This window comes from Streptomyces sp. NPDC001604 (assembly GCF_042893475.1).
GTDB lineage: Bacteria > Actinomycetota > Actinomycetes > Streptomycetales > Streptomycetaceae > Streptomyces.
Genome location: NZ_JBIAUY010000010.1, coordinates 102143 through 127244, shown reverse-complemented (window position 1 = coordinate 127244; position 25102 = coordinate 102143). Strand labels below are relative to the sequence as shown.

Annotated in this window: 18 protein-coding genes and 4 pseudogenes; 14 read left to right on the top strand and 8 right to left on the bottom strand. The window is 68.8% G+C overall.

The window, feature by feature from the left end:
- The first annotated feature begins 67 nt into the window (after positions 1–67).
- From ACFY1E_RS26490 to ACFY1E_RS26470, 5 genes and pseudogenes are all read left to right on the top strand, one after another.
- A pseudogene (locus tag ACFY1E_RS26490) lies at positions 68–1270 on the top strand (RNA-guided endonuclease InsQ/TnpB family protein).
- A gap of 150 nt (positions 1271–1420) precedes the next feature.
- Positions 1421–2243: pseudogene (trpC, locus tag ACFY1E_RS26485) on the top strand (indole-3-glycerol phosphate synthase TrpC).
- 661 nt (positions 2244–2904) lie between these two features.
- Positions 2905–3372: a DinB family protein gene (locus tag ACFY1E_RS26480; protein WP_389079983.1), complete on the top strand. Its 468-nt coding sequence runs from the start codon at positions 2905–2907 to the stop codon at positions 3370–3372.
- Positions 3369–4562 carry a MalY/PatB family protein gene (locus tag ACFY1E_RS26475; RefSeq protein WP_389079982.1) on the top strand — a complete coding sequence of 398 codons (1194 nt, stop codon included), beginning with the start codon at positions 3369–3371 and terminating at the stop codon, positions 4560–4562. The genes ACFY1E_RS26480 and ACFY1E_RS26475 overlap by 4 nt, the downstream gene beginning before the upstream one ends.
- 35 nt (positions 4563–4597) lie before the next feature.
- The gene (locus tag ACFY1E_RS26470) at positions 4598–5158 is read left to right on the top strand and encodes a CGNR zinc finger domain-containing protein (protein ID WP_389079981.1); all 561 of its coding nucleotides are present in this window, start codon (positions 4598–4600) and stop codon (positions 5156–5158) included.
- A 438-nt stretch (positions 5159–5596) separates the two neighbouring features.
- Here the strand turns inward: ACFY1E_RS26470 and ACFY1E_RS26465 are convergent, their stop codons facing one another.
- Complete coding sequence (locus ACFY1E_RS26465) at positions 5597–6097, bottom strand: GNAT family N-acetyltransferase (protein WP_389079980.1); 501 nt, start codon at positions 6095–6097, stop codon at positions 5597–5599.
- 950 nt (positions 6098–7047) lie between these two features.
- On the opposite strand from ACFY1E_RS26465, the gene ACFY1E_RS26460 reads away from it, so the two are divergent.
- Positions 7048–7281 (top strand): ABC transporter permease subunit, encoded by a 234-nt coding sequence (locus tag ACFY1E_RS26460; protein ID WP_389079979.1) that lies wholly within the window; start codon positions 7048–7050, stop codon positions 7279–7281.
- A 149-nt stretch (positions 7282–7430) separates the two neighbouring features.
- Here the strand turns inward: ACFY1E_RS26460 and ACFY1E_RS26455 are convergent, their stop codons facing one another.
- Positions 7431–8219, bottom strand: coding sequence for a DeoR/GlpR family DNA-binding transcription regulator (locus tag ACFY1E_RS26455; protein ID WP_389079978.1), 789 nt, complete (start codon positions 8217–8219; stop codon positions 7431–7433).
- A gap of 398 nt (positions 8220–8617) precedes the next feature.
- On the opposite strand from ACFY1E_RS26455, the gene ACFY1E_RS26450 reads away from it, so the two are divergent.
- From ACFY1E_RS26450 to ACFY1E_RS26440, 3 genes are all read left to right on the top strand, one after another.
- Positions 8618–10369: a sialidase family protein gene (locus ACFY1E_RS26450; protein WP_389079976.1), complete on the top strand. Its 1752-nt coding sequence runs from the start codon at positions 8618–8620 to the stop codon at positions 10367–10369.
- A gap of 96 nt (positions 10370–10465) precedes the next feature.
- Positions 10466–10831: a hypothetical protein gene (locus ACFY1E_RS26445; protein WP_389079975.1), complete on the top strand. Its 366-nt coding sequence runs from the start codon at positions 10466–10468 to the stop codon at positions 10829–10831.
- 199 nt (positions 10832–11030) lie between these two features.
- On the top strand, positions 11031–11564 hold the full coding sequence (locus ACFY1E_RS26440; RefSeq protein ID WP_389079974.1) for a hypothetical protein: 534 nt from the start codon (positions 11031–11033) through the stop codon (positions 11562–11564).
- Positions 11565–11603: 39 nt separating this feature from the next.
- Here ACFY1E_RS26440 and ACFY1E_RS26435 read toward each other — a convergent pair whose 3' ends face one another.
- Both ACFY1E_RS26435 and ligA read right to left on the bottom strand, forming a co-directional pair.
- Positions 11604–12170, bottom strand: coding sequence for a dihydrofolate reductase family protein (locus ACFY1E_RS26435; RefSeq protein WP_389080189.1), 567 nt, complete (start codon positions 12168–12170; stop codon positions 11604–11606).
- Positions 12171–12678: 508 nt separating this feature from the next.
- Complete coding sequence (gene ligA / locus ACFY1E_RS26430; RefSeq protein WP_389079972.1) at positions 12679–14763, bottom strand: NAD-dependent DNA ligase LigA; 2085 nt, start codon at positions 14761–14763, stop codon at positions 12679–12681.
- A 151-nt stretch (positions 14764–14914) separates the two neighbouring features.
- Between ligA and ACFY1E_RS26425 the strand changes: the two genes are divergently transcribed.
- Positions 14915–15154: a hypothetical protein gene (locus ACFY1E_RS26425; protein WP_389079971.1), complete on the top strand. Its 240-nt coding sequence runs from the start codon at positions 14915–14917 to the stop codon at positions 15152–15154.
- On the top strand, positions 15154–15531 hold the full coding sequence (locus ACFY1E_RS26420; RefSeq protein WP_389079970.1) for a fic family toxin-antitoxin system, toxin component: 378 nt from the start codon (positions 15154–15156) through the stop codon (positions 15529–15531). Before ACFY1E_RS26425 ends, ACFY1E_RS26420 begins: the two co-directional genes overlap by 1 nt.
- A gap of 475 nt (positions 15532–16006) precedes the next feature.
- Here the strand turns inward: ACFY1E_RS26420 and ACFY1E_RS26415 are convergent, their stop codons facing one another.
- From ACFY1E_RS26415 to ACFY1E_RS26405, 3 genes and pseudogenes are all read right to left on the bottom strand, one after another.
- Positions 16007–17137, bottom strand: a complete 1131-nt coding sequence (locus ACFY1E_RS26415; RefSeq protein WP_389079969.1) for a cellulose binding domain-containing protein — start codon at positions 17135–17137, stop codon at positions 16007–16009.
- A 236-nt stretch (positions 17138–17373) separates the two neighbouring features.
- Entirely contained in the window at positions 17374–18396 is a 1023-nt protein-coding gene (locus ACFY1E_RS26410; protein ID WP_389079967.1) for a LacI family DNA-binding transcriptional regulator, read from the bottom strand.
- Positions 18397–18722: 326 nt separating this feature from the next.
- Positions 18723–21637 (bottom strand): annotated as a pseudogene (locus ACFY1E_RS26405) (glycoside hydrolase family 48 protein).
- Positions 21638–21797: 160 nt separating this feature from the next.
- Between ACFY1E_RS26405 and ACFY1E_RS26400 the strand changes: the two are divergent.
- From ACFY1E_RS26400 to ACFY1E_RS26390, 3 genes and pseudogenes are all read left to right on the top strand, one after another.
- Positions 21798–22220 carry a cellulose binding domain-containing protein gene (locus tag ACFY1E_RS26400; protein WP_389079966.1) on the top strand — a complete coding sequence of 141 codons (423 nt, stop codon included), beginning with the start codon at positions 21798–21800 and terminating at the stop codon, positions 22218–22220.
- Positions 22196–22485, top strand: a pseudogene (locus ACFY1E_RS26395) (hypothetical protein); the annotation flags it as partial. The gene ACFY1E_RS26400 and the pseudogene ACFY1E_RS26395, both read left to right, overlap by 25 nt.
- A 29-nt stretch (positions 22486–22514) precedes the next feature.
- Complete coding sequence (locus ACFY1E_RS26390; RefSeq protein WP_389079964.1) at positions 22515–24266, top strand: glycoside hydrolase family 6 protein; 1752 nt, start codon at positions 22515–22517, stop codon at positions 24264–24266.
- Positions 24267–24445: 179 nt separating this feature from the next.
- Here the strand turns inward: ACFY1E_RS26390 and ACFY1E_RS26385 are convergent, their stop codons facing one another.
- The gene (locus ACFY1E_RS26385) at positions 24446–24661 is read right to left on the bottom strand and encodes a hypothetical protein (protein WP_389079963.1); all 216 of its coding nucleotides are present in this window, start codon (positions 24659–24661) and stop codon (positions 24446–24448) included.
- Between the last annotated feature and the right edge of the window lie 441 nt (positions 24662–25102).

Here is a 25102-nt window from a genome sequence, read left to right as displayed (position 1 = left end):
CGCCGGCAGGGCGGATCGCAGTGCTCTGTCCGGCAGGTTTGGTCTCTACGTATGGCCTCACTAGTTTGTGAGCGTGACCACAACGTGCGTGAAGCGGGCTTTCAAGTACCGCTTCTACCCGACCGACGCGCAGGCGGCCGAGCTGTCGCGCACGTTCGGGTGCGTGCGGAAGGTCTACAACATGGCGCTCGCGGCCCGGACGCAGGCGTGGGCGCGTCAGGAACAGGTCAACTACAACGCCACCTCGGCGATGCTGACGGCGTGGAAGAAGACCGAGGAACTGGCGTTCCTCAATGATGTGTCGTCGGTGCCGCTGCAGCAGTGCTTACGGCACTTGCAGACCGCGTTCACGCACTTCTTCGGGAAGCGCGCCAAGTACCCGCGCTTCAAGTCGCGCAAGAAGTCCCGGAAGTTCGCCGAATACACCACCTCCGGCTTCCGGTTCAGGGACGGCAGGCTGACCTTGGCGAAGATGTCCGGCCCCCTCGACATCGTGTGGTCGCGTCCGCTGCCCGAGGGGGCGAAGCCGTCCACCGTGACCGTGTCGCAGGACGGCGCCGGGCGCTGGTTCGTCTCGATGCTGTGCGAGGATGCGACGGTCAGGCCGCTGGCGGCCACGGACGCGGCGGTCGGTGTCGATGTCGGACTGGACCACCTGCTGACCCTTTCCACCGGAGAGAAAGTCGCCAACCCCCGGCACGAGCGCCGTGACCGTACCCGTTTGGCCAGGTCCCAGCGGGACCTTGCCCGCAAGGCCAAGGGGGAGGGGGCCAATCGGCGCAAGGCCCGCGCCAGGGTCGCGAAGATCCACGCCCGGATCGCCGACCGCAGGCGTGACGGCCTGCACAAGCTGACCACCCGACTCGTTCGTGAGAACCAAACGATCGTGATCGAGGACCTGACCGTGCGCAACATGGTCAAGAACCGGAAACTCGCCCGCGCCATCAGTGACGCGGCATGGGCGCAGTTCCGCAGCCTTCTGGAGTACAAGGCGGCCTGGTACGGGAGGGAAGTGATCGCGGTGGACCGGTTGTTCCCCTCCTCCAAGTAGTGCTCCGTCTGTGGCACCTTGGCCGACAAGATGCCGCTGCACGTGCGCACCTGGACGTGCGAGTGCGGCACGACTCACGACCGGGACGTGAACGCCGCACGGAACCTGCTGGCCGCCGGACGGGCGGTGTCGGCCTGTGGAGCTGGTGTAAGACCTCAACGGAGAACTCCGGGCGGGCAGTCGGCGACGAAGCAGGAAGTCTCACGGCGCGAGCCGTAAGAACCTCCCTCCTTCAGGAGGGCGAGCGTCAACCGCGAGAAGTTCAACTTCTGCGCCCCACGGCCGGCCCGTGCGGACACCATGATCGATCCGAGTGAGACTGTTCTCTGAGCACGACTTGGAGAAGATCAATCGACACAGGGAGAAACGATGAGCGTTCTTGACGGCATCCTCGCGGGAGTTCGCGAAGATCTGGAGGAGCGCAAGCGCGCGACGCCGCTGGCTGAGCTGCGGTCGCGGGTGGCGGACGCGGAACCCGCGCTCGACCCGCTGCCTGCTTTCCGGGCGCCCGGGGTGTCCATCATCGCCGAGGTGAAGCGAAAGAGCCCCAGCAAGGGTGCGCTGGCAGACATCCCCGACCCTGCCTCCCTCGCGGCCCAGTACGCAGCCGGCGGTGCCGCCGCGATCAGCGTGCTGACCGAGCGCAGGCGTTTCGGCGGCTCGCTTGCCGATCTGGACGCCGTGCGTGCCCGGGTCGACGTTCCCGTTCTGCGCAAGGACTTCATCGTCGACCCCTACCAGCTGTGGGAAGCCCGCGCACACGGCGCCGACCTCGCACTCCTCATGGTTGTGTCACTCGACGACGGCCAACTCGCCGACATGATGGGGTTGTGCAAGGAGCTGGGTCTCACACCGCTCGTGGAGGCACACACCGCCGAGGAGGTTCGGCGTGCCGCTGCAGCAGGAGCCGAACTCCTCGGCATCAACGCGCGGGACCTGACCACGCTGGACGTGGATCGCAAAGTGTTCGCCGACCTGGTGACGACCATTCCGGAAGGCACGGTCAGGGTCGCGGAATCGGGAGTGGCCGGCCCCGAGGACGTCGCGGAGTACCGCGCTTGGGGAGCCGACGTGGTCCTGGTCGGCGAGGCGCTGGTCCGCTCGGGCGACCCGCGCACCGCCGTGCGCCAGTTCATCGAGGCGGCCGGGGCGTAACGGCGTACGGCACGGTCGGCACGCCCGCAACTGCTGAACCGAGCCGCTGAACTGATTCCGGCTCGGGCTCCTGCTCCTGCGCGGGCTGCGGTTCTGTGTCCGCAGCGGGAGCGGGTGGCTGTCGTCAGCCGGTATCGCGGGGCGAGGTCGGTCGGGAGAGTTCGGCCGCTGCGTCACCCCGCCCGGGACACTCGCCCGAGGCGTCTGACGGCCGACTGTCGCGCCTTGCTCGGGCGCCTTGTCCGCCTTCACACCACGCGACGGGGCCACGTGCCCAGGCTCACACGGAGTCGACGTCGGTGGTGGCGAACCTGGCGTGGACGTCGGATCGGTAGCGGCGGATCCGCACAGCGAGTTCCGCGTCGGCCGCGAAGACGATCGGAATGAGCGCGACCAGGGCTCGTGCTCGAAGGCCTGCCCACCGCCGACTGGTCGCGGTGGCACCCCGGCGAGCGGCTCGCGCACGTGGCAGCGCGCACGGACGCGGCAGCGAGACGGGAACGGGGTCGCCGCCGATGGAGAAGTCCGCGACTCGGAGACACCGCTCAACATGGTTACATAGGTGCCTCGTCAGCTCGACTTTCACCCTAGAACCCTCAATTTACGGCGCATAAGGCACATTGATCTGTCGGGGAGACACCATCTTGACAGGTGTCATTTCTCTGCAGATGCTGGATTCCTGAGCGATAGGAGGCGCTGTGCACGAGCACGACGAGTACCTGTACTTTCTTCGCCGAGCCTTCGACGGCATGCTCGGCGCGCTGGAAGAACTGGGTGATGACCTGGGCAACACGGCGCCGCACCTGCCCGGCGCCAACTCCCCGTACGCCATCGCGTACCACTGCGTTGCCGTGGCCGACTACTGGCTGGGCCACGTGATCGCGGGGCGCCGCATCGACCGCGACCGTGCGTCCGAGTTCACGGCGAAGGGGGACGTGCAGCATCTGCGGACGCAGGTCGACGCGCTCTTCGACCGCCTGCAAGCAGACCTCCGCGAGGTGCTGCCGTCGCAACCGCCGCGCAACACACCCTCTGACGACTCCGAGGGACCGGACCGTCCCCTGAGCGTGCAGGGCGTCCAGCTTCACGTACTGGAGGAACTGGCCCAGCATCACGGGCAGGTGCAGATCACCCGCGACCTGCTGCGAGCGGGGGCCCCGGCATGAGGCCCGCAACCACTCCGGGGATCCCCGGCTTCGACGACCTCGAGCTCGACCGGCTGCGCCTTCGCGGCAGCGTGAAATGGCACCGCCCGGAGCGAGACGTCCTGCCGGCATGGGTGGCCGACATGGACTTCCCCACCCCGCCGCCGGTGGTGGCCGCGCTGCACGAGGCCGTCGACCGCCATGACCTCGGTTACCCGGACTGGCCGGACGGCAGCCCGCTGCGCTCTGCCTTCGCCAAGCGGATGGCCGAGCGCCACGGATGGGCCGCGTCGGCCCACCGCGTGCGCGAGCAGACCGACCTCATCCAGTGCCTGCAACTCGTCCTTCACCTCGCGACCTCGGACGGGGACGCGGTGGCGGTGCACATTCCCAACTACCCACCGTTCCTGGCGACGTTGCGGACGATGAACCGCCGGATCGTGCCCATCCCGATGAACGACACCGACGACGGCTGGCGGATGGACTTCGCCGCCCTGGACACCGCGGTGAAGCGGTCCAACTGCAAGGCACTCGTCCTGGTCAACCCCCACAACCCCACCGGCCGGGTGCTGACGCCCGACGAACTCGGCGAGATCGCGGCCATCGCGCGACGACACGATCTGCTCGTCATCAGCGACGAGATCCACGCCGAGCTGACCTACGCCCCCCACCGGCACATCCCCTTCGCGAGCCTGTCCGACGACGCCGCGCGCCGCACCGTGACCCTGACCTCCGCGACCAAGGCGTTCAACCTGGCGGCCATCCGCTGCGCCGTCACGCACTACGGCCCGGACCGCCTCCTCGCGCTGCGGGACGCACAACCGCCCGACCTGTACGGCACCGTCTCACCCCTCGGTGTCGTCGCCACCCTGGCCGCATGGGAGCACGGCGACGACTGGCAGCGCGATCTCCTGACCGTGCTGGACCGCAATCGTCGGCGCGTCCGCGACGTGGTACGCGACCGGCTCCCGCTGATCCGCCACCACCTGCCCGAGGCCACGTACCTGGCATGGCTGGACACACGGCCGCTCGGCCTGGACGAACCGCCGGTGGAGAAGGTCCTCAGGGACGGCCGGGTCCTGCTCGACGGCGGCGTGCCCTTCGGTCCGGACGCCGAGGGGTTCGTGCGGCTGAACTTCGCCACCTCGCAGCAGGTGCTGGACGAGATCCTGGGCCGGGTCGTCGACGCACTGGGCGGGCGGGAGGGGTGACGTCGGTGTCGGACGCCACCTGGCACCATGGCCGCGTGGATGATTTCGTCTTCGTCAGCGGAAGGCTCTGCCTGGACCTCGCGGGCACACTGCTCTGGCGACGAAGCCGACGCACCGAACTGCTGCGTTCCCCCGACGACCTGCGACGCTGGATCCTCCAGGCCGGACTGCTCGACGCGCCCGACCTTCTGGACGCACGCGCCCTGTCGAGAATGTGCCGTCTCAGGGAAGCGGTGTACGAACTGGTTGGCGCATGGCCCCTGACACCGCCCGCGGACAGCGAGGTGCGGGAAGCCCTCGCCGAGGTGAACGAGGCGGCCCGGCTGCCGCTGCCGAGGCTCCAACTCGACGAGGACGGTCGCCTGAGACGTACCGGAGGCATCGACGAGGCGCTCGGCGCGGTGGCACGGGACGCGGTGGAACTTCTGGGCGGCACCGACTTCACTCGCGTGCGGGAATGCCTCAACGAGGACTGCACCCGGCTGTTCGTGGACCTGTCGCGGTCCGCCAACCGCCGCTGGTGCGGCATGACCGAGTGCGGGAACCGGCACAAGGTGGCCAACTACCGCAAGCGGCGGCAGGGGACAGCACGCTGACCGCCCCGAGCATCGCCTGTCGCCCGGTAGGTAGGAGCCCCTGCCGTACCGGGAGTGTGAACGACAAGGCCGTGCGGTGCGTCAACGCCGTCCGGCCAGGCGCCTGCTCATGAGCGTGGTCATCGACTGCCAGCGCCATGGCCGGTGCCTTCTGGCGGGACCTACCGCCAGCCGGCCACGCTCAACGACCACCGCACCGAACCCTGCCGACCACCTGGTGCGTCGTCGCCACCACGAGCGCTGGAGGAACGACATCACCACCTGGCGCCTCCGTCACATCACACTCTCCTCAAAGGCCGAGTCCGCCTGCACAGCCCCGTCCAGCCGATACCCCGGCCACACACCGCCGCCGTAGGCGGAGCAGCCCACGCCGCGCGCTCCGCCCAGCACTGTCCCCCGGTGGACCACGAGGCAGCCATCAATGAATGGCTGTGACACTCACACGGCTCGTTCCATGCAAACCAGTTGGTCCCGCTCGTCCCACGACTCGGTGACGGTGAATCCGAGCCGCTCGTACAGGGAGATCGCGCCCGTCCGCCACTTCCACACCGAGAGCCGCACCGCGCTGACGCCGCTTTCCGCGGCATGAACGAGCGCGGCGCCGACCAGTCTGGACGCGATGCCCTGCCCCCGGAACGCCGGGTCCGTCCAGAGCCTCTTGACCTCGGACCGTCCGTCACCGGAGTCGGTCACCACCAGGCAGCCCACCGCGGTGCGCCCGCTCAACGCCAGCAGCACGACATCGTCTACGAACACGGTCTGCGGATCCGTGATCTCTGCCCGGTAGCGATCCGGCAACCCGTCGACACCGGTGACGGCCTCACCCTTCTCGGCCTGCGTCTGCAGATGGTAGGCCGCCAGCAGATCTGCCGGACCATCCTGGGCTGAAGGGGCCTGACCTGGCCAGCGGGCGATGGCAACCTCGGGTTGATCAGTCATGACGTGAGCATCGCATGGGCGCCCCGGTCCGATCCCCGATGCCCGGCGGTGGCTTCTCAGACCGGCGCCGGAGGGCGTGGGGCCTGCAAGCGCCGCTCGGCCCGGCCGTCTGTCCCGACGAGCATGAAACAGTCTTCGCCCTCGTACGCCTACAAGAGCCCTCCCCAGGGAGTCAGTTGGGATGCGCCGCCTGGACCGACGCAGGTCGAGCGGTGGGGGAGGTCGAGGTCTCGAACCCCCACACGGCGGAGTTCCTTACCGGCGTAGCGGGCTCTCGCCCCCTGTGCCATGGGGTGCCGGCCTACGGTCGGCCGGACCTGGCACAGGGGCGCACTCAGCCGTGGGCGCTGAGCAGCCCGGCAAGGTCCATCCCCAGGTCGCCGGCACGCTCACCGGTGAAGGAGTCGCAGACGACCGTGCCCGGGCCGTCCCCGGCAGGTCGACGTGCTTGGTCCTGGCGAACTCACGCTCGACCCCGGGCAGCCCGGCGATCAGGAAGCCGTCGGGCTGGACGGGGAAGCCGGTGCCCGGTCGCGCCCGGCTCACGGCACAGGACGATCCGCCGCGCTCGGCGCCGTCGTGCAGGGTCTCCTGCAACTCGGCGGAGGCCCACACCGTGCCGTGGGTCGACCGGGCGGTGCCCTCGGCGGACACCCTCGCCGTGGCGCACACATCCGGCAGGGCACGGCTCCACAACAGGAGCTCGGTTATGTAGACGTCGGGTCCGCCTGGCCGAACGACATCGATGAGGCGTGATCATCTGGAGATGCACCCAAAGCGCAAGGTGCGGTTCGACCAGCGCACCGTCGGGCTGAGTCCAGCCCACCAGGCGAGCCATGCAGACCCGGTGGAGGCCGACGGGCCACGGGAAGAGGACCTCCGATGCGGAGTGGACTACACAGCCGAACTGCAGTTCCCAGAACCTCGCGTCCCCTGGCCGCGGCTCAACGATGAGCGGCCGCCGCGTACCAGAGTCGGCAAAGGCCGCCACCGATCGACGGGCAGCGGCCCGTGTCGTCCTGCCGATCGCGATGCCCGGTCTGGTGACGGCGCTCGTGTACACCTTCATCGGCGCGTGGAACGAGTACGTGGTGGCCCTCGCCGTCACCTCGTCCAGCAACCGAACGACCCTGACCAGGGCGATTCCTGGCTTCGTCACCTCGTACCAGGAGCAGTGGCAGTAGCTGTCCGCCAATTCGATCATCGCGATCGTGCCGGTGGTCGTGTGGTTCGTCTTCGTGGAGCGCCACCTCGTGGCCGGACTGACGGCGGGCTGGGTCCGGGGATAACGTCGGGATCTGCACCTTGACCATCACGGGAGCGGCGTGCGGAGTCAGGCGCGGATGACCTCGACCCCGGCCGCCGTGAACGACTCGGTCAACCGGTCCGAGGCGGTCTTGTCGGTCACCAGGACGTCGATGTCCTCCACCGGGCAGATGCGGGCGAAGGCCCGGCGGTCCAGCTTGGAGGCGTCGGCGACCGCGATGACCTGCTGTGCGCGGCGGGCCAGCGCCCGGTTGATGCTGGCCTCGCCCTCGTGGTGCGCGGTCGCCCCGTGGGCAACGTCGATGGCATCCACCCCGAGGAAGACCTGGTCCAGCGCGATCTCGGCGAGCAGTTCGGTGGCCAGCGGCCCGATCAGCTCATAGGACGCCGGCCGGGCCACTCCGCCGGTCACCACGAGCTTCACATGGCGCCGTACGACCAACTCGTTCGCGATGTTCAGAGCGTTGGTCACCACCGTGACCGCTGTCTCCGCGCCGCCGGAACTCAGGTCGGCGCGGGTGGCCAGCGCCCGCGCCACCTCGGTGGTCGTGGTGCCGCCGTTCAACCCCACCACCGCGCCGGCCTTCACCAGCGAGGCGGCCGCGTGCGCGATCCGCTCCTTCTCCGGAGCGTTGCGCGCGGCCTTGTAGCGCAGCGGCAGGTCATAGGCGATGGCGTTGATCACCGCTCCGCCGTGGGTGCGGGTGACCATCTGCTGGCGGGCCAACTCGTCGAGGTCGCGCCTGATGGTCGCAGCGGAGACTCCCAACTCCTCCGCAGCCGGCTCGACTTCGATCCGCCCGTCGCGCGTCAGCATCTCGAGCAGCGCGCTCCACCGGGCCTGCGGTGCCGCCATGTCTCACAACTCTCTTTCAGCGGTGTACGCCACGATGTGCGCACCTCCATGAAATCACAGCGCATGAATCGGTGTTTTACGGACGCCAAACGAGCAAAAGGCTGCACCTTTTCCAGCACTTCCTGCTCCTTCGCCACCCGCCGACCGCAATCGGAGACCGGGCGGGCCATCGGCGTCTTCAGCGCGATCACCCTTGAGTACGCCGAGGCCGTGGGAAACAGTTCGAATTCTCGCGACGGACGTCGCACGCCTCCCCGTAGAGCAGACAAAGGCCCCTCCCGTACCACCGCACACGATCGCCCTTCGTCCGACTCGGAACCCTTGAGGTGCTTGTGGCTCTCCGCTCCGCACTCTGTCCTCAGCGTCACTCGCGGTCGCGGGGGCGTGTCGTCCTCGGGGTGCTGGCGCTCGTCGTCGGCACTCTGCCGAGCGTGTCGGCCGAGGCCGCCACCCCGCCCTCCGGAACGGTCAGCGACACAGCACCCACGATTTCGTGGAGCGCCGGTCCCTTCGCCGTCCCCAATGTCTCCGGCACCACCGGGACGGTGAGCTGCGGTAGCCCGCAACTCTGCGACGACTACGCCCTGAAGGTGTCGGTGCCCCCCGGCTACGACACCGGTCACAGCCTGCGCATCGATGTCAAGTGGCCCAACACTGCCGCCGACTTCGACCTGTACGTCCTCGACGCAAACGGCCACGCAGTGGCCGCGGCGGCCTCCACCAGCGACCCCGAGCGCCTGCTGTTGCCCGCGGTGGCGGCGTCGTACATGGTCCGCGTGGTGCCGTACGCGCCACTCGGTGACAGCTTCACCGGCACCGCGAGCCTGGTCGCCAACCCGGTCGACCCGCCACCGAGTACAGCAGTACCCCCCACCTATGCGAACTCCTCGGCACCCGACAGCCTCGCGCACGCCCACGAGGCCGGTGAACCCTCGATCGGCGTCGACCGCGCCACCGGGGCCGCGATGTTCCAGGCGTACACCTCGACGCTCAAGGTCACCTATGACAGCGCCGGCGTCGCCACCTGGCAGGACAAGAGCGCGAATGCGGCCAATGGATGTCCCCAGGGCAGCACGACCAGCCTCGACCCGATCTTGTTCACCGATCCGGCCACCCACCGCACCTTCGAGTCGCAGCTGGCCGGAAAGACCGCCCTGACCTGCTACACCGACGACGACGGCGAAACGTGGACGCCGACGGGCGGCTCCGGCATCAACTCCGGTGTCGACCACCAGAGCATCGGCGGCGGCTCCTTCGCCCCAGGCGGGCCTGGCCCTCTCACGTCGTATCCGAACGCCGTCTACTACTGCTCCCAGGACATCGCCGACGCCTCCTGCGCGGTCAGCCGGGACGGCGGTCTGACGTATGGGCCGGCCGTTCCGATGTACTCGCTGCTGGACTGCGGCGGCCTGCACGGGCATGTGAAGGTCGCACCGGACGGCACGGTGTACGTGCCGAACAAGGGTTGCGGCGGCAACCAGGCCGTGGCCGTCTCCGAGGACAACGGGCTTACCTGGACCGTCCGCAAGAACCCCTCCAGCTCCCCCGTTGACTCCGACCCGAGCGTGGGGATCGGCGCCGGCGGGACCGTCTACATGGGCTACCAGAACAGCGACGGCACCGCACGCATCGCCGTCAGCCACGACAAGGGCAGGACGTGGCTGTACGACCAGAACGTCGGGGCGTCCCTCGGCATAAAGAACATCGTCTTCCCGGCCGTGACCGCAGGCGACGACAACCGCGCCGCCTTCGCCTTCCTGGGCACCACCACCGGCGGCGACTACCAGGATGCGGGCACCTTCAAGGGCGTCTGGCACCTGTACGTGGCCACGACCTACGACGGCGGACAGTCCTGGGTCACCGTGGACGCCACCCCCATCGACCCGGTCCAGAAGGGATCGATCTGCACAGGTGGCACCACCTGTGGCAAGGACCGCAATCTCCTGGACTTCGACGACATCACCATCGACGCCCGGGGCCGTGTGCTCGCCGCCTACGCCGACGGCTGCACCGGCGCCTGCGCCGGCGGCGGCGCGCAGAACTACGACGCACTGGCCTCCATCGCCCGCCAGACCTCCGGCAACACCCTGTACGGCGCGTACGACGCCACGGTCGTCGGCAAGCGCCAGAAGCCCACAGGAGGTAAGTAGGTGAAGTCCTGGCCTCTGGCTGGCGCACTGACCGGCGCCGTCCTCGGTCTGGCGGCCGTCACCGGGTGCTCGGCGCCGACAAGGAATGCAGGGCCCTTGGCCGCGACGCCGATCGTCACCACGCCGGGCGGGTGCCCCACTGCCGCCTCACTGCCGATGCCCAAGGACTTCCCGGCGAACCTTCCGGTGCCCGATGGCGCGCTCGTGACCTCGACGGAGCGTCGCTCCGGCGAGCGGCTCGTCGTCGCCATGGTCGTCAGGAGTGGCTTCGACCGCACGCTGGCCTTCCTGCAGAAGCAGCTTCCCGAGGCCGGATACACGCCGCAGGGCGGCGAGGTGGAGGAGGACGACGCCGAGTCGAACTTCTCCTCCGCGACGTTCGACGGCCGCTGGACCCTACGGAAGATGCCCGACTGCGGGGGAGGTGTGTACCTGACGTACCTGACGGCTCCGGCCACCTGAGCTGCGGCGGGATCGAGGTCCGGTCCGTGAGCCCACGTGGACCTGATGAAACCGCGGTGCACGGCGCAGCGTCCTTGTGCCCAAGACCGGAAGACCGTATCCGAGTTGCGTCATCCCGGACCTGTGCGAACGTCTTGAGAGGGGTGGGTTCGAAATGACACGCCGGAACTGTTCTCTGTATCGCGGTGCGACTCTGGGGATGGCCGCTGCCGCGGCGGCCCTGCTCACGAGTTGCACGCAGCACGGCACCGCGACCAGCAGCATTCCGAGCGCGGCGCACATGCCTGCTTCCTCGGCCGTGGCGTCCCCGGCGGCGAGTCGGTCGGCCGGGCACACAGCCGCCGGCTCTCCGGCCCGGGCTCACGGCTGCCGATCCCTGCTGGCGTCGCCTGCCCTCAAGCTCAGCGTCACGGCGACCTACCGCAGACAGGCTCAACCGCCTCTCACCCACATCGCCCCGGTCAAGGGCACGTTCTACTACGGCAGTTGCAACGGGACGTTCTACGCCGGAACCCGCTTCCAGCTGACTCCCGGCAGCACGGAGGCGGAGCAGGTCGCCCTGCAGGATGACGGAGCTGCGATGAAGTACTTCACCGATCGCCCGGGCGTCGGCTGGCGCTACGTGGCCAGCGACAGTTTCCCCGCCAATTCCCGGGGGTGTGCCGGCATCCCCCAGATCCCGGCCCGCCTCGCCACCCTGTGGAACGACTGCCGGTCCACGGCAGACCAATGACGATCCGTGGATCGGCTGAAGCGTGTTGGGTGCTGCTGCTCAGCGCCTCGTCTCGTACCTGGTCAGGACCACGCCGCCGGGAAACGTCCGCGTCTCCACCAGGTTCAGGTTCACCCAGCCGTCCAGGGAGGTGAAGAACGGCGTGCCGCCGCCCACCAGGACCGGATGCGTGGCGATCGCATACTCGTCGATCAACCCGGCGCGCATGGCCGCCCCGGCGAGCGTTGCGCCGCCGATGCTCATCGGGCCGCCGTCCTCGGCCTTGAGCCGGGTGATCTCGGCGATCGCGTCGCCGGTGACCAGGCGGCTGTTCCAGTCGACCTTGTCGATCGTCGAGGAGAACACCACTTTCGGCGTGTCCCGCCAGTTCCGCGCGAATTCGATCTGCGCCGGGGTGGCGCCCGGCTGCTGGTCGCCGGTCGGCCAGTAGGAGCTCATCGTCTCCCACAGCTTGCGCCCGTACAGCGACAGGCCACTCGCCTGCTCGTGGTCGAGCCACCACTGGAACAGCTCGTCGCTCGGCGGTCCGCTCCAGCCGATGTCGTCGCCGGGCGCGGCGATGTAGCCGTCCAGAGTCAGGTTCATGCCGTAGAACAGTTTGCGCATGGCCCAGCCTTCCGTCCATGGGTGTCCGGCGTACAGACCGGTGCGGCGCGGGAAACTCATCGGTGCGCGATCTGAGCTCGCCGGCAGTCCTCGTGCTCGGGGCTCAGCGTGGTGTACTCCGCCGACACGGGCAAGCGCACGTAAGCCGGTCCCCTGGGTGCCGACCCCCCTTCGGGTGACTCAAGACGTGGCGGAGTTTCCGCAGGCCGCGGTGCAGCCCGAGGTCACGGGTCGCGCGTCCTCGCGGGGGACAACCACAGGCACGGGAAAGCCCCGGCTGGACGGGGGAGGCCAGCCGGGGCCGTAAGTGGTGACGTGCGGAGGGCGGTCGCCTCTCGGCGGAGGGCTCCATGGGGCTTCAGCCGGACGATCGTCCCCATGGGCTATGGGTGAGGCCCGGGGACACTGTCCCCTCCGCAGTCACGTCTGGATTAACGGTCAATCACCTTGAAGTGTTCCCGGCCTGTTGCCTCTGTGATGGTGAGCTGGGGCACACCTGCCGGAGACCTCAGTCGACGAAGTCGGCGACGAGGTCGGCGAACTCATCCGGGGTCGCCAGGCGGACGCCGAGGGTTTCGGCCTTGGTGCGCTTGGATCCGGCGCCGTCGCCGGCGACCACCAGGGTGGTCTTCTTGGAGACACTGGAGGAAGAGCGGCCGCCCGCGCGCTCGATGAGCTCGTTCATCTGGTTGCGGCTGAGCTTCTCCAGCACGCCGGTCATCGCGCCGGTGACCACGACGGTCATGCCGGTCAGCGGCCCGCCTGCCGCATCCCCGCTCCCGTCGGCGCCGGTGTCCCCGGTGGTCGACGCGGGCGGGGTGGCACCGGGCTCGCTCATGTTCACCCCGGCGGCGGCGAGCTTGTCGATGAGCGAGGCGAGTTCGGCCAGTTCGGCGACGATCGAGGGGGCCTTCTCGGTGCCGATGCCCTCGACCTGCTGCATCGTTTCCGCGTCTGCGGCGCGGATGTGGTCCATGGTGGCGAAGTACCGGGCGATGCGGCGGGACATGGAACGGCCGGTGCCGCGCACCCCGAGCGCGCACAGCACTCGCGACAGCGGTTGCCCCTTGGCCGTGTCGATCGCGGCGAGGAGGTTGTCGGTGCTGGTCTCGCCCATCCGCTCCAGCGCGAGGAGCTGGTCGCGGGTGAGGGTGAACAGGTCGGCGAGATCGGTGACCAGGCCCGCCTCGACGAGTTGGACCACGCGGGTGGCGCCCAGGCCTTCGATGTCGAGCTGGTCCCGGCCGGCCGCATAGGAGAGAGACGCGACGAGGTGGCAGTTGCGGCCCTGTTCGCACCGCCAGCGTTCCTGGCTCGTGTCGATGGCGGATCCGCAGCGCGGGCACACCTCGGGGAAGACGATGGGCTGTTCGTCGCCGGTGCGCAGGTGGGCGACCGGGGCTTCGATGCGGGGGATGACGTCGCCGGCCCGGTGGACCATGACGTGGTCGCCCAGCCGCAGGTCGCGGCGGGTGATGTCGGCCGGGTTGTGGAGAGTGGCGTAGGTGATGGTGGCGCCGTCGATCTCCACCGGCTCCAGGACGGCGCGCGGGGCGATGATGCCGGTGCGGCCGACGTTCCACTCCACCTCGAGGAGCCGTGTGATCTTCTCGACGGCCGGCAGCTTGTAGGCGATCGCCCACCGCGGAGCGCGCGAACCCGACCCTGCGGTCTGCTGATCTGCGGCCAGGTCGGCCTTGATGACGATCCCGTCGATCCCGAACGGCAACTCCGCCCGCAGCGCGGCGATCTCCTGCACCCGGGCCAGCACCTGCTCCACGGTCTCGGCGGTGACGCCGGGCACCGCCGTGGCAGCGGTGGTGTTGATCCCGAACACGACGGCCTGCGCCATCAGGTCGCTGTGCGCGCTCGCGGCCAGCCGCGCGGCGAGTTCGGTCTCGGTGTCGGCCATGGGCAGCAGGCCGTAGCCGAAGAACGTCATCGGCACGCTGTAGGCGCGCTCCTTGGCGCGCAGCGTACCCGCAGAGGCGCCGCGTGGGTTGGCGAACGGCTGCCCGCCGTGCGCGGTACGCACCTCGTTGGCGTGCTCGAACTGGGCGGTCGTCATCAGGACCTCGCCCCGGACTTCCACGGTGACCGGCTCGGCGAGTTCGGTCGGCAGGCCCTCGATGGTGCCGATCGCGTGCGAGACGTCCTCCCCGGCCGTCCCGTCCCCGCGGGTGATCAGCTGTCTCAGGCGGCCGCCGGTGTAGCGGGCGGCGACCGCGAGCCCGTCCAGCTTCGGCTCGACACTGAACCGCTCGACCTCGTGGCCTATGCGCCGGGCCAGAGAGGCGGCCCAGGAGGTGAATTCCTCCGGCGAGAACACGTTGTCCAGGCTCAACATCGCCACCGTGTGCGGCACATCGCCCTCCACGGCACCGCCGGCGACCTTCCCCGTCGGCGAATCCGGCAGCACCCCGTCAGGATGTTCGGCCTCCCATGCGGCGATGCCACGCACCAGCCTGTCGTAGGCGTCGTCGTCCAGGGGAGAGGAGCCGCCCCCGTAGTAGGCGGCCGACGCCTTCACCGCGTCCTCGACCGCCTGCGCGTAGGCGGCTCGATCCGTGATCACAGCTGCAGGTGTTGTCATGCCTTTCATCCTGCCTGCCACCACTGACATCGCCCGATGCGGCGGGACGGTCCCCGACGGATGTCCGATCGCGCATCGCGCCTGCAGGCCACCCTCGCCCCCTACGCCAGGAAGGCCGTCACGCCCTGGTACCACCTGTTACCATCGGCGGATGGCGAAGACACAGAGGGGCTGGCGGGTCGACGACGAGATTGCGGAGCTCGCCACAGCCCGGGCCAAGGACCGCGGCATGAGCGTCGGCGATTACATCGCTGCTCTCGTGCGGGAGGACGTCGGCGGAATGCGACAGCGAGGCCTGGATGCGGCCAGGCGCTTCCTCGACGAGCACCAGGCGGTCTTCGACGAGGCCGAGGACGCCGACCGGCGCTCCTCGGGGGCACACGCCGCGTAATGGACCTGTATATCGACGTCCCCTGGATCCTGCAGGTCGCGGAGGTCGCAGGCGCGGCGGATCCCGCCCCCGACGACTACGGGGTACCCGTGGCCGCCGTCGCCTGCCACCGAGCCGAACTGCTGGAAACTCCCGTCTACGAAGGCCCCTACGCCCGCGCCGCCGCGCTGGTGCACATCCTCGGGCGCTGCCGCTGGCTGGAGCGCTCCAACATGGCCGTGGCCGCTGCGACAGGCGTGATGTACCTGGAGGCCTCCGGGATCCCGGTCAAGCCCACCCGGGAGGACGCCGTCGCCCTCCGTGACATGCTGCGCGATCCAGCCTGCACCACCGCACGCCTCGCCACCCTGCTGCAGACCTGGCCGCGATCCACCTGAGCCGCACCACAAGGCACGGGCATGCAGACGGCGTGGTCTTCCGCCCCAGCCCTGGGCCCGTACGCGCTTCCGCTGGAGCAACGAGGGCCACCGCGCAGACGGACGGCTCGACGGGCCTGTGTCGAGGCGGTGCGCAGGGGCGGACGACGCCATGGCGTAAGGGAGGACTGGCCAGTGCCCGTTCCGTACTGCCTGGATTGCTGAAACCGCAGCATTGCCGTAGGGCCGCATGGGCCCGTTTTCAAAGCTCATCCAGGCTCATCCAGTGGTGGATCATGGTGAGGGACTGTGACCGCCAGTCCCCTCGGTGGCGACCACCATCAGTCGGCCTCTGCGCCTGCGCTGTCGCGCGGGCGTGCCTCTTGGATGTGGGTCCGTGCGGAGGAGAGCGTCGGTGTGGCACTGCTCCCAGGTTGCGGGGCCCGCCGGGCCGTGGGAACGGAAGTGGGCGGGCCCCGTGGTGGGTGGGCCCAGGTCAAGCGGTGGTGCAGGCGGTGCCGTTCAGGCTGAAGCCGGAGGGCTTGGCGAAGACGCCGCTGTAGGTGCCCTGGAACCCGAAGGACGCCTGGCCGCCGGCGGTGATCTGCTCGTTGTAGCCGACGTTGCCCGCCGTGACAGCTCCCGATGAGGGAGAGACGTTCGCGTTCCAGACGCTGGTGATCTGCTGTCCGGAGGGCAGGGTGAACGCGAGTTTCCAGCCGTTCACCGGGGAGGAACCGGTGTTGGTGACGGTGACGTCGGCGGTGAAGCCGCCCTGCCAGACGTTCGTGGTGTACGCCACCTTGCAGGCCGCGGAGCCGCCGGGGCCGCCCGGGTCACCGGAGGAACCCTTGTTGACGGTCGAGGAGAACGAGGTCAGGGCGAGGCCCGTGCCGTTCTGCCAGGGCTCGAAGCCCGCCTGAACACTCGTCAGGTACCAGTTGTTCTGTGCCAGTCCGCGGGAGACGGCTTGCCGCGCGAAGTCCATGACATCGAAGGACCAGCTGCTGATCGCCGACGGTGCGACGAACGACAGCACGTCGTTGGAGCCGTTGTTGCCGGACCACACCTGCCACTCGCGCCCGGCCACGGTGGCGGTGCCGACCGGCGAACCCACGGGCTGGACGGACCCGACTCGGTTGAACCAGATCATGATCTCGGTGCGGTTCACGCCGTCGGTGCGGGGCGTGGGGTCGAGCCAGATGTCGTAAGCGGCGTCGTACGCTGCGTCGTTCACATAGCTGTACGAGGTGCTCGTGGGCGCGCTGGAGATGGTGCTGAGCTGAGCGGGGAGGTTGGTGCCGGGCGAGCAGTTGGTGTAGTGGCAGCCGTTGTAGACGGACGGGTACGACTTCGGAGCGCCGTTCGTGGAGACGGATCCGTCGGCCTGGGTGATCCTGAACCCGGAGTCGGTGACGGCGATGCACTGCGTGGCGCTGGTGCCCCAGCGGTTGTTCTGGACGACGTAGCGGCCCTGGATGGTCGTCGACCCGAATGGTTCGCAGACCGTGGTGTCGGCCTGGGCCCCCGGCGCGGTGGTCAGAAGCGCGGCGAGCGAGACGAGCGAGGTGAGCAGTGCGCCGAGCACACCCCTCGCGCTGTGGGCATGGTGTCGTGAAGGTCGCATGCGGATCCTCTGGACAGGGATGGGGGATGGGGAGATTGCGGGAGCGCTCCCACCGACGGCGATTGGGAGCGCTCCCATTCCTCGGTTCGGCACGGACACTAGAGTTGGTTCAGGTTCATGACAAGGCTCCCGGCGCAAAGAGAGGCGAGCCGATTCGGGAGCCCCAGGTCAGAAACGGGCCTGCCTCACAGCGCGCGGCATGAGGAGCGCTCCGCGGGGATGTCGTCCAGCGACGTTCAGGTGGACTCGCGCACCATCAGTTCCGTGCGGAGGATGACGTGCCGCCAGGCCACTGCACCCTCCTCCATCTCCTCCAGGAGCAGCCGGACCATGGCCCGCCCCATCGCCTCGATCGGCTGCCGTACCGTGGTCAGTCGCGGTGTCGTCCGCTGGGCCAGCGGAAAGTCGTCGAAACCGATCACGGCGACGTCCTCGGGCACCCGACGCCCGGCCGAGTGCAGCGTCTCCAGAGCTCCCGCGGCCGTGGTGTCCGACGCGGCGAGGACGCCGTCGATCTCCGGATGCCGCCGGAGGAGCGCGGCCATGGCACGGCGTCCGCTCTCCGCCGTGAAGTCGCCCTCGGCGACCAGGGTCTGCTCGCCCTCGAGGCCCGCCAGGGCCAAAGCCTCCTGGTAGCCGCGCAGCCGGCACTGCGTCACGTACATGTCGGCCGGCCCGGTAATGGTGGCGATCGCTCGGCGGCCCCGCTCCAACAGATGGGAGACCGCGCTGCGGGCTCCGCCGACGTTGTCCACGTCCACGTAACTGACGTACTCGTCGCCGGAGCGGCGCCCCAGCAGGACGGTCGGCAGCCGTGCCTCGGCAAGCATGTCCGGCAGTGGATCGCCGGCGTGCACGGACATCAGCAGAACGCCGTCGACCCGGCCGCCGCGCGCGTACTCGAGGAAACGCTGCCGCTCGGCATCCGAGCGGACCAGGGTCAGCATCAGCTGCATTCCTGTGTCGGACAGTGCGTCCCCGAGCGAGCTGACGATTTCGGAGAAGAAGGGCTCGGCAAACTGCCGCCAGTCCGGTTCCGTCATGACCAGGGCGACCGCGTCGGCCCGCCGTCCGGCCAGGGAACGGGCCGCGAGGTTGGGCACGTACCCCAGTTCCTCGATGGCTCGCTGCACGGTCCGGCGTGTCGATTCCTTCACGCCTGCCGCGTTGTTGATGACGCGGGAGACGGTGCCCCGTCCCACTCCGGCGCGGGCAGCCACCTCCTCCAGCGTCGGCGTCCCCGGGCGCCGTCTGCTCATGACTACCTCCCCCCACGAGATCACCGATCTTACGGGGGAGGAGGCGCGAGCACACGACTTTGCCAGGGGCACGGGAACCGGTCAGGGGCCCGGCCGCATGGATCAGGACAGTGTTTCGTTTCCCTCCTGGACCTGTGTGTTTTGGGAGCGCTCCCGTCCATGGCGCAGTGGGGGATGCGCGTACGGGGGCACCGCCGGTTGGCGAACTCGCCATCGAGGCGGCCCGGTTGGCGTGACGGCCGGGCGGACCCTGTGCGGGTGGGGCCGCCCGGCCGGGTGACCCCGTCTCCTTGTGACGGGGTCGCGCACGCGGAGCCAGGCGTGGGCTATTCGAGCAGCTCCGCGTACGAGCCCATGGCCAGGGCGATGTCCGCCTGTGCCCAGAACCGGTGGTAGGTGAAGACGGGCGCGGCGCCGCCCTTGAGATAGGTCTCGATCTTCGACCACGCGGGGTCGTTCTTGTAAAAGGACCTCAGCGAGAGGAAGGTGGACGTGGAGTTGATCGCGTCACCGTCGGGCATCGTGCCGGTCCAGCCGCTGGGCACGTAGACGCTGTCGTTGAACCGGTTGTAGTCGGTGCGGGTTTCCGGGACGGCGATGCCCAGGCTGTCCTGGTAGTTGTTCCACATGCCGTCCAGCAGTGCCTTCGCCGTCGACTTGGCGGTCGCGTCACCGGACTTGGCGCCGTAGTACGTCAGGACCTTGGCGTACGCGGCGGCCACGCCGACGTCGTTGGTGTAGTCGGCGACGGTGACGTGCAGTCCGCTGTTGGAGCCGGGATTCGACGCGTTCCAGGTGTCGGGCTGCCCCGACCACTGCAGTGTCGCCGGGATCTGGTAGGTGCCGTCCGGGTTGATCGTGGTCTTGGACAGCGCCCACTTGACCCACTTGTCGAGGACCGCCTTGGCCTGCGCGTTGCCCGTCTGCTGGTAGAGCTCGGCGACCCGCTCCATGGACCACGCCTGGAAGCCGAACCACTGGTTGGACGGCGGGTCGTGGTACACCGGAGCCTCGTCGTAGTACATGCCGTAGAACGTCGACTTCCCAGCAGGCGGCGTCGCGTACCGCCCCGCCCAGCTGTTGGTCGCACCGCCCGCGATGGCGCCCTCGGACGACTGCAGCCACTGGTAGAACTCCAGCTGTCGCTGCAGCGACTTGGACCAGTCCGCCGCTCCTGTCGACGACTTGGGCTTCAGGTCGGGGCCCGAGCTGAGTGCGTACGCGGCCAGCGGGTTCTGGTAGCCGCTGTGGGCGTAGCTGGAGCCGATGCGCCAGGCCCAGCCGCCGCTCGTGTCGTTCGAGCCGCCCCAGGCGTAGTACCAGGACAGCAGGTAGTGCGAGGCGTCCTTGCCGGTGCCCGCCGGGCAGGTGGACGGACCGACACAGTTGCCGATCTTCTTGAAGTACTTGTCGTACATGGCGTAGCGCAGGTAGTCGCCCATCTTCGCGGCCTTGGTGACGGTCGCGGAGACGTCCGCGCCCTTGCCCTGCTGCTTTGCCCATACGTCGGCCCAGTACGCGGCCTGCACGGCACGCGCGTCGGCGTCCGGGGCGTCGGTGAACTTCCACTGCTTGGCGTACGACGAGTCGCCGGTGAACAGGTCCAGGTAGCCGTTCTTTCCGCCGTACTTGAAGGCGTCGCAGGTCGGCTGTGGCACCGTCTCCCACACCGACTCCTGCGGCCCGCGCTGGAAGGTGTTGATGTACGACGGGCCCTTCGCCGTCGGACCGCCCTCGCAGGTCCCGCCGGGCGTGTTGCCGTAGCCGTAGACGTTGTCGACGTCCTGCAGCCAGTGCATGCCGTAGACATCGTCGGTGTTGTACGTCGACTTGAGTTCACCGGCAAGCGGGTCCGAACCCACCGGCACGGACTGGTCCAACTTTGTCGGGTACTCGTTCGGCGTATCCGCCTCGGGCGCGTAGGTGGCCGGCTTGGAGGCGTTGTAGAAGGAGTTGGTGGGCTGGTCGGCGTGGGTGGGGATCATGTACTTCTCCATGAGGGCCCACGCGCCGTTGAACTTGGACCAGTCACCGGTGACCTTGCCGTACATCGCCTGCAGCCACAGCAGATAGCTGTAGGCCTCCGACGTGGTCTCGTGGCCCTGGTCCGGGGCCTCGACGATCAGCGTCTCCACCGAGTGGTACGGGATGCCGTCGGGGGAGAAGTAGCCGTTCGCCGGGTTGGTGATCTTCCCGTAGAGGTCCAGGAAGCGGGCGTCGTACGCCTTCGTGGCCGCCAGCTCGGTGACCGTGACCGCTGCCTTCGTGTAGCCCGTAGCCGTCGACTCGAAGGACGCCGAGCCGGTGCCGGAGGAGTCGGCGGTGATGGTCACGTTCTGGGCGGTGCTCCAGTTGGCGGGCGTGAAGGTGAGCGTCGCGCCGCCGGTCACCGACAGACCGGAGTTGCCGCTCGCCCGGGCCGTCGTCACGGTGACATTGGCGCTCGGCTGCGTCGACAGCTTCACCGCATAGGTACCCGACTTGCCCTGCTGGACGCCCAGTTGGGTCGGCGAGGCCACCACGGCGGGACCCGAGGCGACCGTGATGCCGACCGGCGTGGACTCCGCGGACGCGCCCAGGCTGTCGTACGCCTTCGCCACCAGCGAATGACTGCCCACGGTCAAGCCGGAGGCGGAGAGCGTGACGCGCTGGTGTCCGTGCCCAGCAGGGTCGTGTCGTCGTAGAACTCGACCTTGCTGATCGTCGCGTTGTCGGCCGCTGCGGCGGTGGCCGCGAGCGGGACCGCGTCACCCTGCGTGTAGATTGCGCCCGCGGTGGGGCTGGTCAGCACGGTGACCGGCGGCTGGTGCGCGCCGACGCAGGTGGTGCCGTTGATCGCGAAGCCGGTGGGTGCGGTGTTGGTACCGCTGTAACTGAACTGCGCACCGGTGGAGACCGCGGCACCTGCGGCGATCGTGCCGTTGTACGAGGCGTTCTTGACGGTGACCGCCGAACCGGACTGCGACCAGGTGCCGTTCCACCCGTTGCTCAGCTGCTGGTTGCCGCTGTAGGCGTACGTCAGGGTCCAGCCGTCGATCGCGGCCGTACCGCGGTTGGTGATGGTCAGGTCGGCGGTGAAGCCGGAGCCCCAGTCGTTGGTCTTGTAGTCGACACTGCACTGAACACCGGCCGCCTGCGCGGTGGTTGCGCCGGCAGCGAGCATCGACAGAGGCAGGGCGAACGCCGCCGCCACGGCGGTCCACGTTCGCCGCACGGCTCTGCGTTTACGTCCGGGATCCATGTGCTGGTTCCTCCTTGATCACGCGGCTCATGGAGAGGGGTCAAGACTTGAAACCAGTGGGAGCGCTCCCATCGTGGAGACGGAGGCGGGCGCGGTCAAGACGTTGAGGAGTTGAAAGTTCGAAGCGGCTCGTCGGACCGAAATATTTCGCAGGACCCCTATGAAACCTGCCCCGTTGACGCTACGTTCGTCCGCACCAGTGGGAGCGGTTCCAGTCAGTCGACGCGTCCGTCACGGCGCGCCAAGCTGCAAGGAGTCGCTCATGCGACACCCCCCGCGTTCAGTACTTTTAGCCGTCGATGGCGCGTCTGCGCTTGTCGGGGCCATGGCCATCCCCGTCGTCACGGCACAGGGACCGCACCCCGCCTGCTCGGTGGAGTACTCGGTCACCAGCCCGTGGGACAACGGCCTGCAGAGTTCCGTGAAGAGCACCAACAACCTGGCTGTGCCGAGCAGTTGGAGCCTCCGCTTCGACTTCGCAGGCGGCCAGAAGATCACCCAGGGCTGGATCGCCGAGTGGCCCCAGTCCGGCACCACCGCCACCGCCGGCAATGAGAAGTCGACAACTTCAACGCCTGCGTAAGCGCCGGACTTGCCGGAACTCCACCCTCTCCCCGGCCGCTGCCCAAGTGCCGCTGGTCGCCGGGGAGATCGGCGAGAACACCTGCTCGCACTCCTGCACCGACCAGGTCATGAAGTGGTTCGACGACCACTGCCTGTCCTACCTGGGCTGGACCTGGAACACCTGGGACTGCTCCTCCGGCCCCTCCCTGATCTCCGCCTACGGCGGCACACCCACCGCGTACGGCGTCGGGCTGCGTCACCACCTGCGCGCCCTCATCCCGTAACTCCCCACAGAAGAAGGAAACCCGCACTCATGAGTCACACCAGGACATCGCTGCTCGCGGCCCTGACGCTGGTCGCCGGGCTGTCGGGGACGGCGCTCGTCGTCGGGCAGGCCGGCGCTGCCACCTCGGCCGTCCCCTGCACCGTCGACTACAAGATCCAGAGCCAGTGGGACACCGGCTTCACCGCCGCCGTGACCGTCACCAACAACGCGGCCGCCAAGTCGGCTTGGTCGGTGAAGTGGTCGTACGCCGGAAACCAGAAGGTCACCAACTTCTGGAACTCGAAGATCAGCCAGAGTGGTGCCGATGTCACCGCGGCCAATGAGAGCTACAACGGCGCCCTCGCGAGCGGCGGCTCGGTCAGCTTCGGCTTCAACGGCTCCTACAGCGGCACCAACAGCGTGCCCGCCACATTCACACTCGACGGCGTCACCTGCAACGTCGACGGTGGCGGCGGTACCGGCGGAGGTACCGGGGGCGACACCGGCGGGGGTACCGGCGGCGGAGGTGGCGGTGGCGACACCGGCAACCGCGTCGACAACCCCTATGCCGGGGCCAAGGTGTACGTGAACCCCGAGTGGTCGGCCAAGGCCGCCGCCGAGCCGGGCGGCAGCCGTATCGCCGATCAGCCCACTGCCGTGTGGTTGGACCGGATCGCCGCGATCAACGGTGTCAACGGCGGTATGGGCCTGCGCGCGCACCTGGACGAGGCACTGAAGCAGAAGGGCTCCGGCGACCTGGTCGTCCAGCTGGTCATCTATGACCTGCCCGGCCGCGACTGCGCAGCTCTGGCCTCCAACGGCGAACTCGGCCCGAACGACCTCGACAAGTACAAGTCCCAGTACATCGACCCCATCGCCGCGGTCATCTCCGACCCGAAGTACGCGGGGCTGCGGATCGCCACCGTCATCGAACCCGACTCGCTGCCCAACCTGGTCACCAACGCCGGCGGCACGCCCACCACCACCGACGCCTGCGTGACCATGAAGAGCAACGGCAACTACGAGAAGGGCGTGTCGTACGCCCTGGACAAGCTCGGCGCCATCCCGAACGTCTACAACTACATCGACGCCGGCCACCACGGCTGGCTCGGCTGGGACTCCAACCTCGGCCCTGCCGTCCAGGAGTTCGCCAAGGTCGCCACCAGCAACGGTGCAAGCGTCAACGATGTCGCGGGCTTCATCGTCAACACCGCCAACTACAGCCCCGTCAAGGAGCCCAACTTCAAGATCACCGACACCGTCAACGGGCAGACCGTGCGCCAGTCCAAGTGGGTGGACTGGAACCAGTACGTGGACGAGCAGTCCTTCGCCCAGGCGATGCGCGACAAGCTCGTCGCGGCCGGCTTCAACTCCGGCATCGGCATGCTGATCGACACCTCCCGCAACGGCTGGGGCGGCTCCGCCCGGCCCACCGGCCCCGGTCCGCAGACCTCCGTCGACGACTACGTCAACGGCAGCCGCATCGACCGGCGCGTCCACGCCGGGAACTGGTGCAATCAGAGCGGCGCCGGACTTGGTCAGCGGCCCACCGCGGCCCCCGCTGCCGGGATCGACGCCTACGTGTGGGTCAAGCCGCCGGGCGAGTCCGACGGCTCCAGCTCCGCCGTCTCCAACGACGAGGGCAAGGGCTTCGACCGCATGTGCGACCCCACCTACGGCGGCAACGCCCGCAACGGCAACAACCCCACCGGCGCCCTGCCGAACGCACCGCTGGCGGGGCACTGGTTCTCCGCCCAGTTCCAGCAGCTCATGCAGAACGCCTACCCGCCGCTGTCGTGATCCGCTGACGTGGTGACTTCGCCGGGGCCCGGCCCCTCAAGGCCGTGGCCCCGGCGAATCGCGCGCTCCAGAGCGAGCACGCGCGAACGGGTGGCTCGGGTGAGGCCGCGGCGCTCTCTGTCCCGCCGCGCCCTCACCGCCCTTCAACCGGCTGTCTGTGACGGCTGCTGCCGCAGCTGTCACAGACAGACCGGGAGCCAGACCGTGACGACGCAGTTGGCGACACTCTCGTCGCCGCCGGCGGCCGGTGCCTTTCCGATGACGTGGGGGGTGAGCGACGCTGGGGCGGCGAACGCGGCCGCCGCCGACTCCGCTGCAAGAGCAAAGACCAAGGCAGCGCTCACTGTGAGCGTTCGCAGAATGACGTTCTTCGGCCAGTGCATCGGTGTGTTCATACGGATACCGTGCCCCGAGTCCCGCCTTGACTCATACGAAGATCACCTGAACGGGTTTCTCGAGCTTCGGATCGTTGGCGCTATGTCCCTGCGGCCACGGTGTGGTCGTGGGACCGGCGGAGGTGCGGCGCCGAGGGCGTTGCAGCTCGGGCAGGTCACGCGTCAGGACCAGGCTGGGACGTGGTTCGACTCTTCGCCGAAGCGGAACCGCGGCCGCCAGTACCCGCACGAGAGCGTGGCGGACCCGGTCGACTGCCGTCGTGAGCACGACGGCCACCATGTGTCTGGATGCCATGGGCAACGGGATGCGACGGATGGTGGCGGCTGTGGGGTGTACGGCGGTGGCGGGTGTGCTGCTGGTCGGCTGCACGCCGCCGGAGAAGCAGTTGGTCAACCGCGGTCGTCCAGTGGTCAGCCGGGCGGGACGGCGCGGACGCCGCC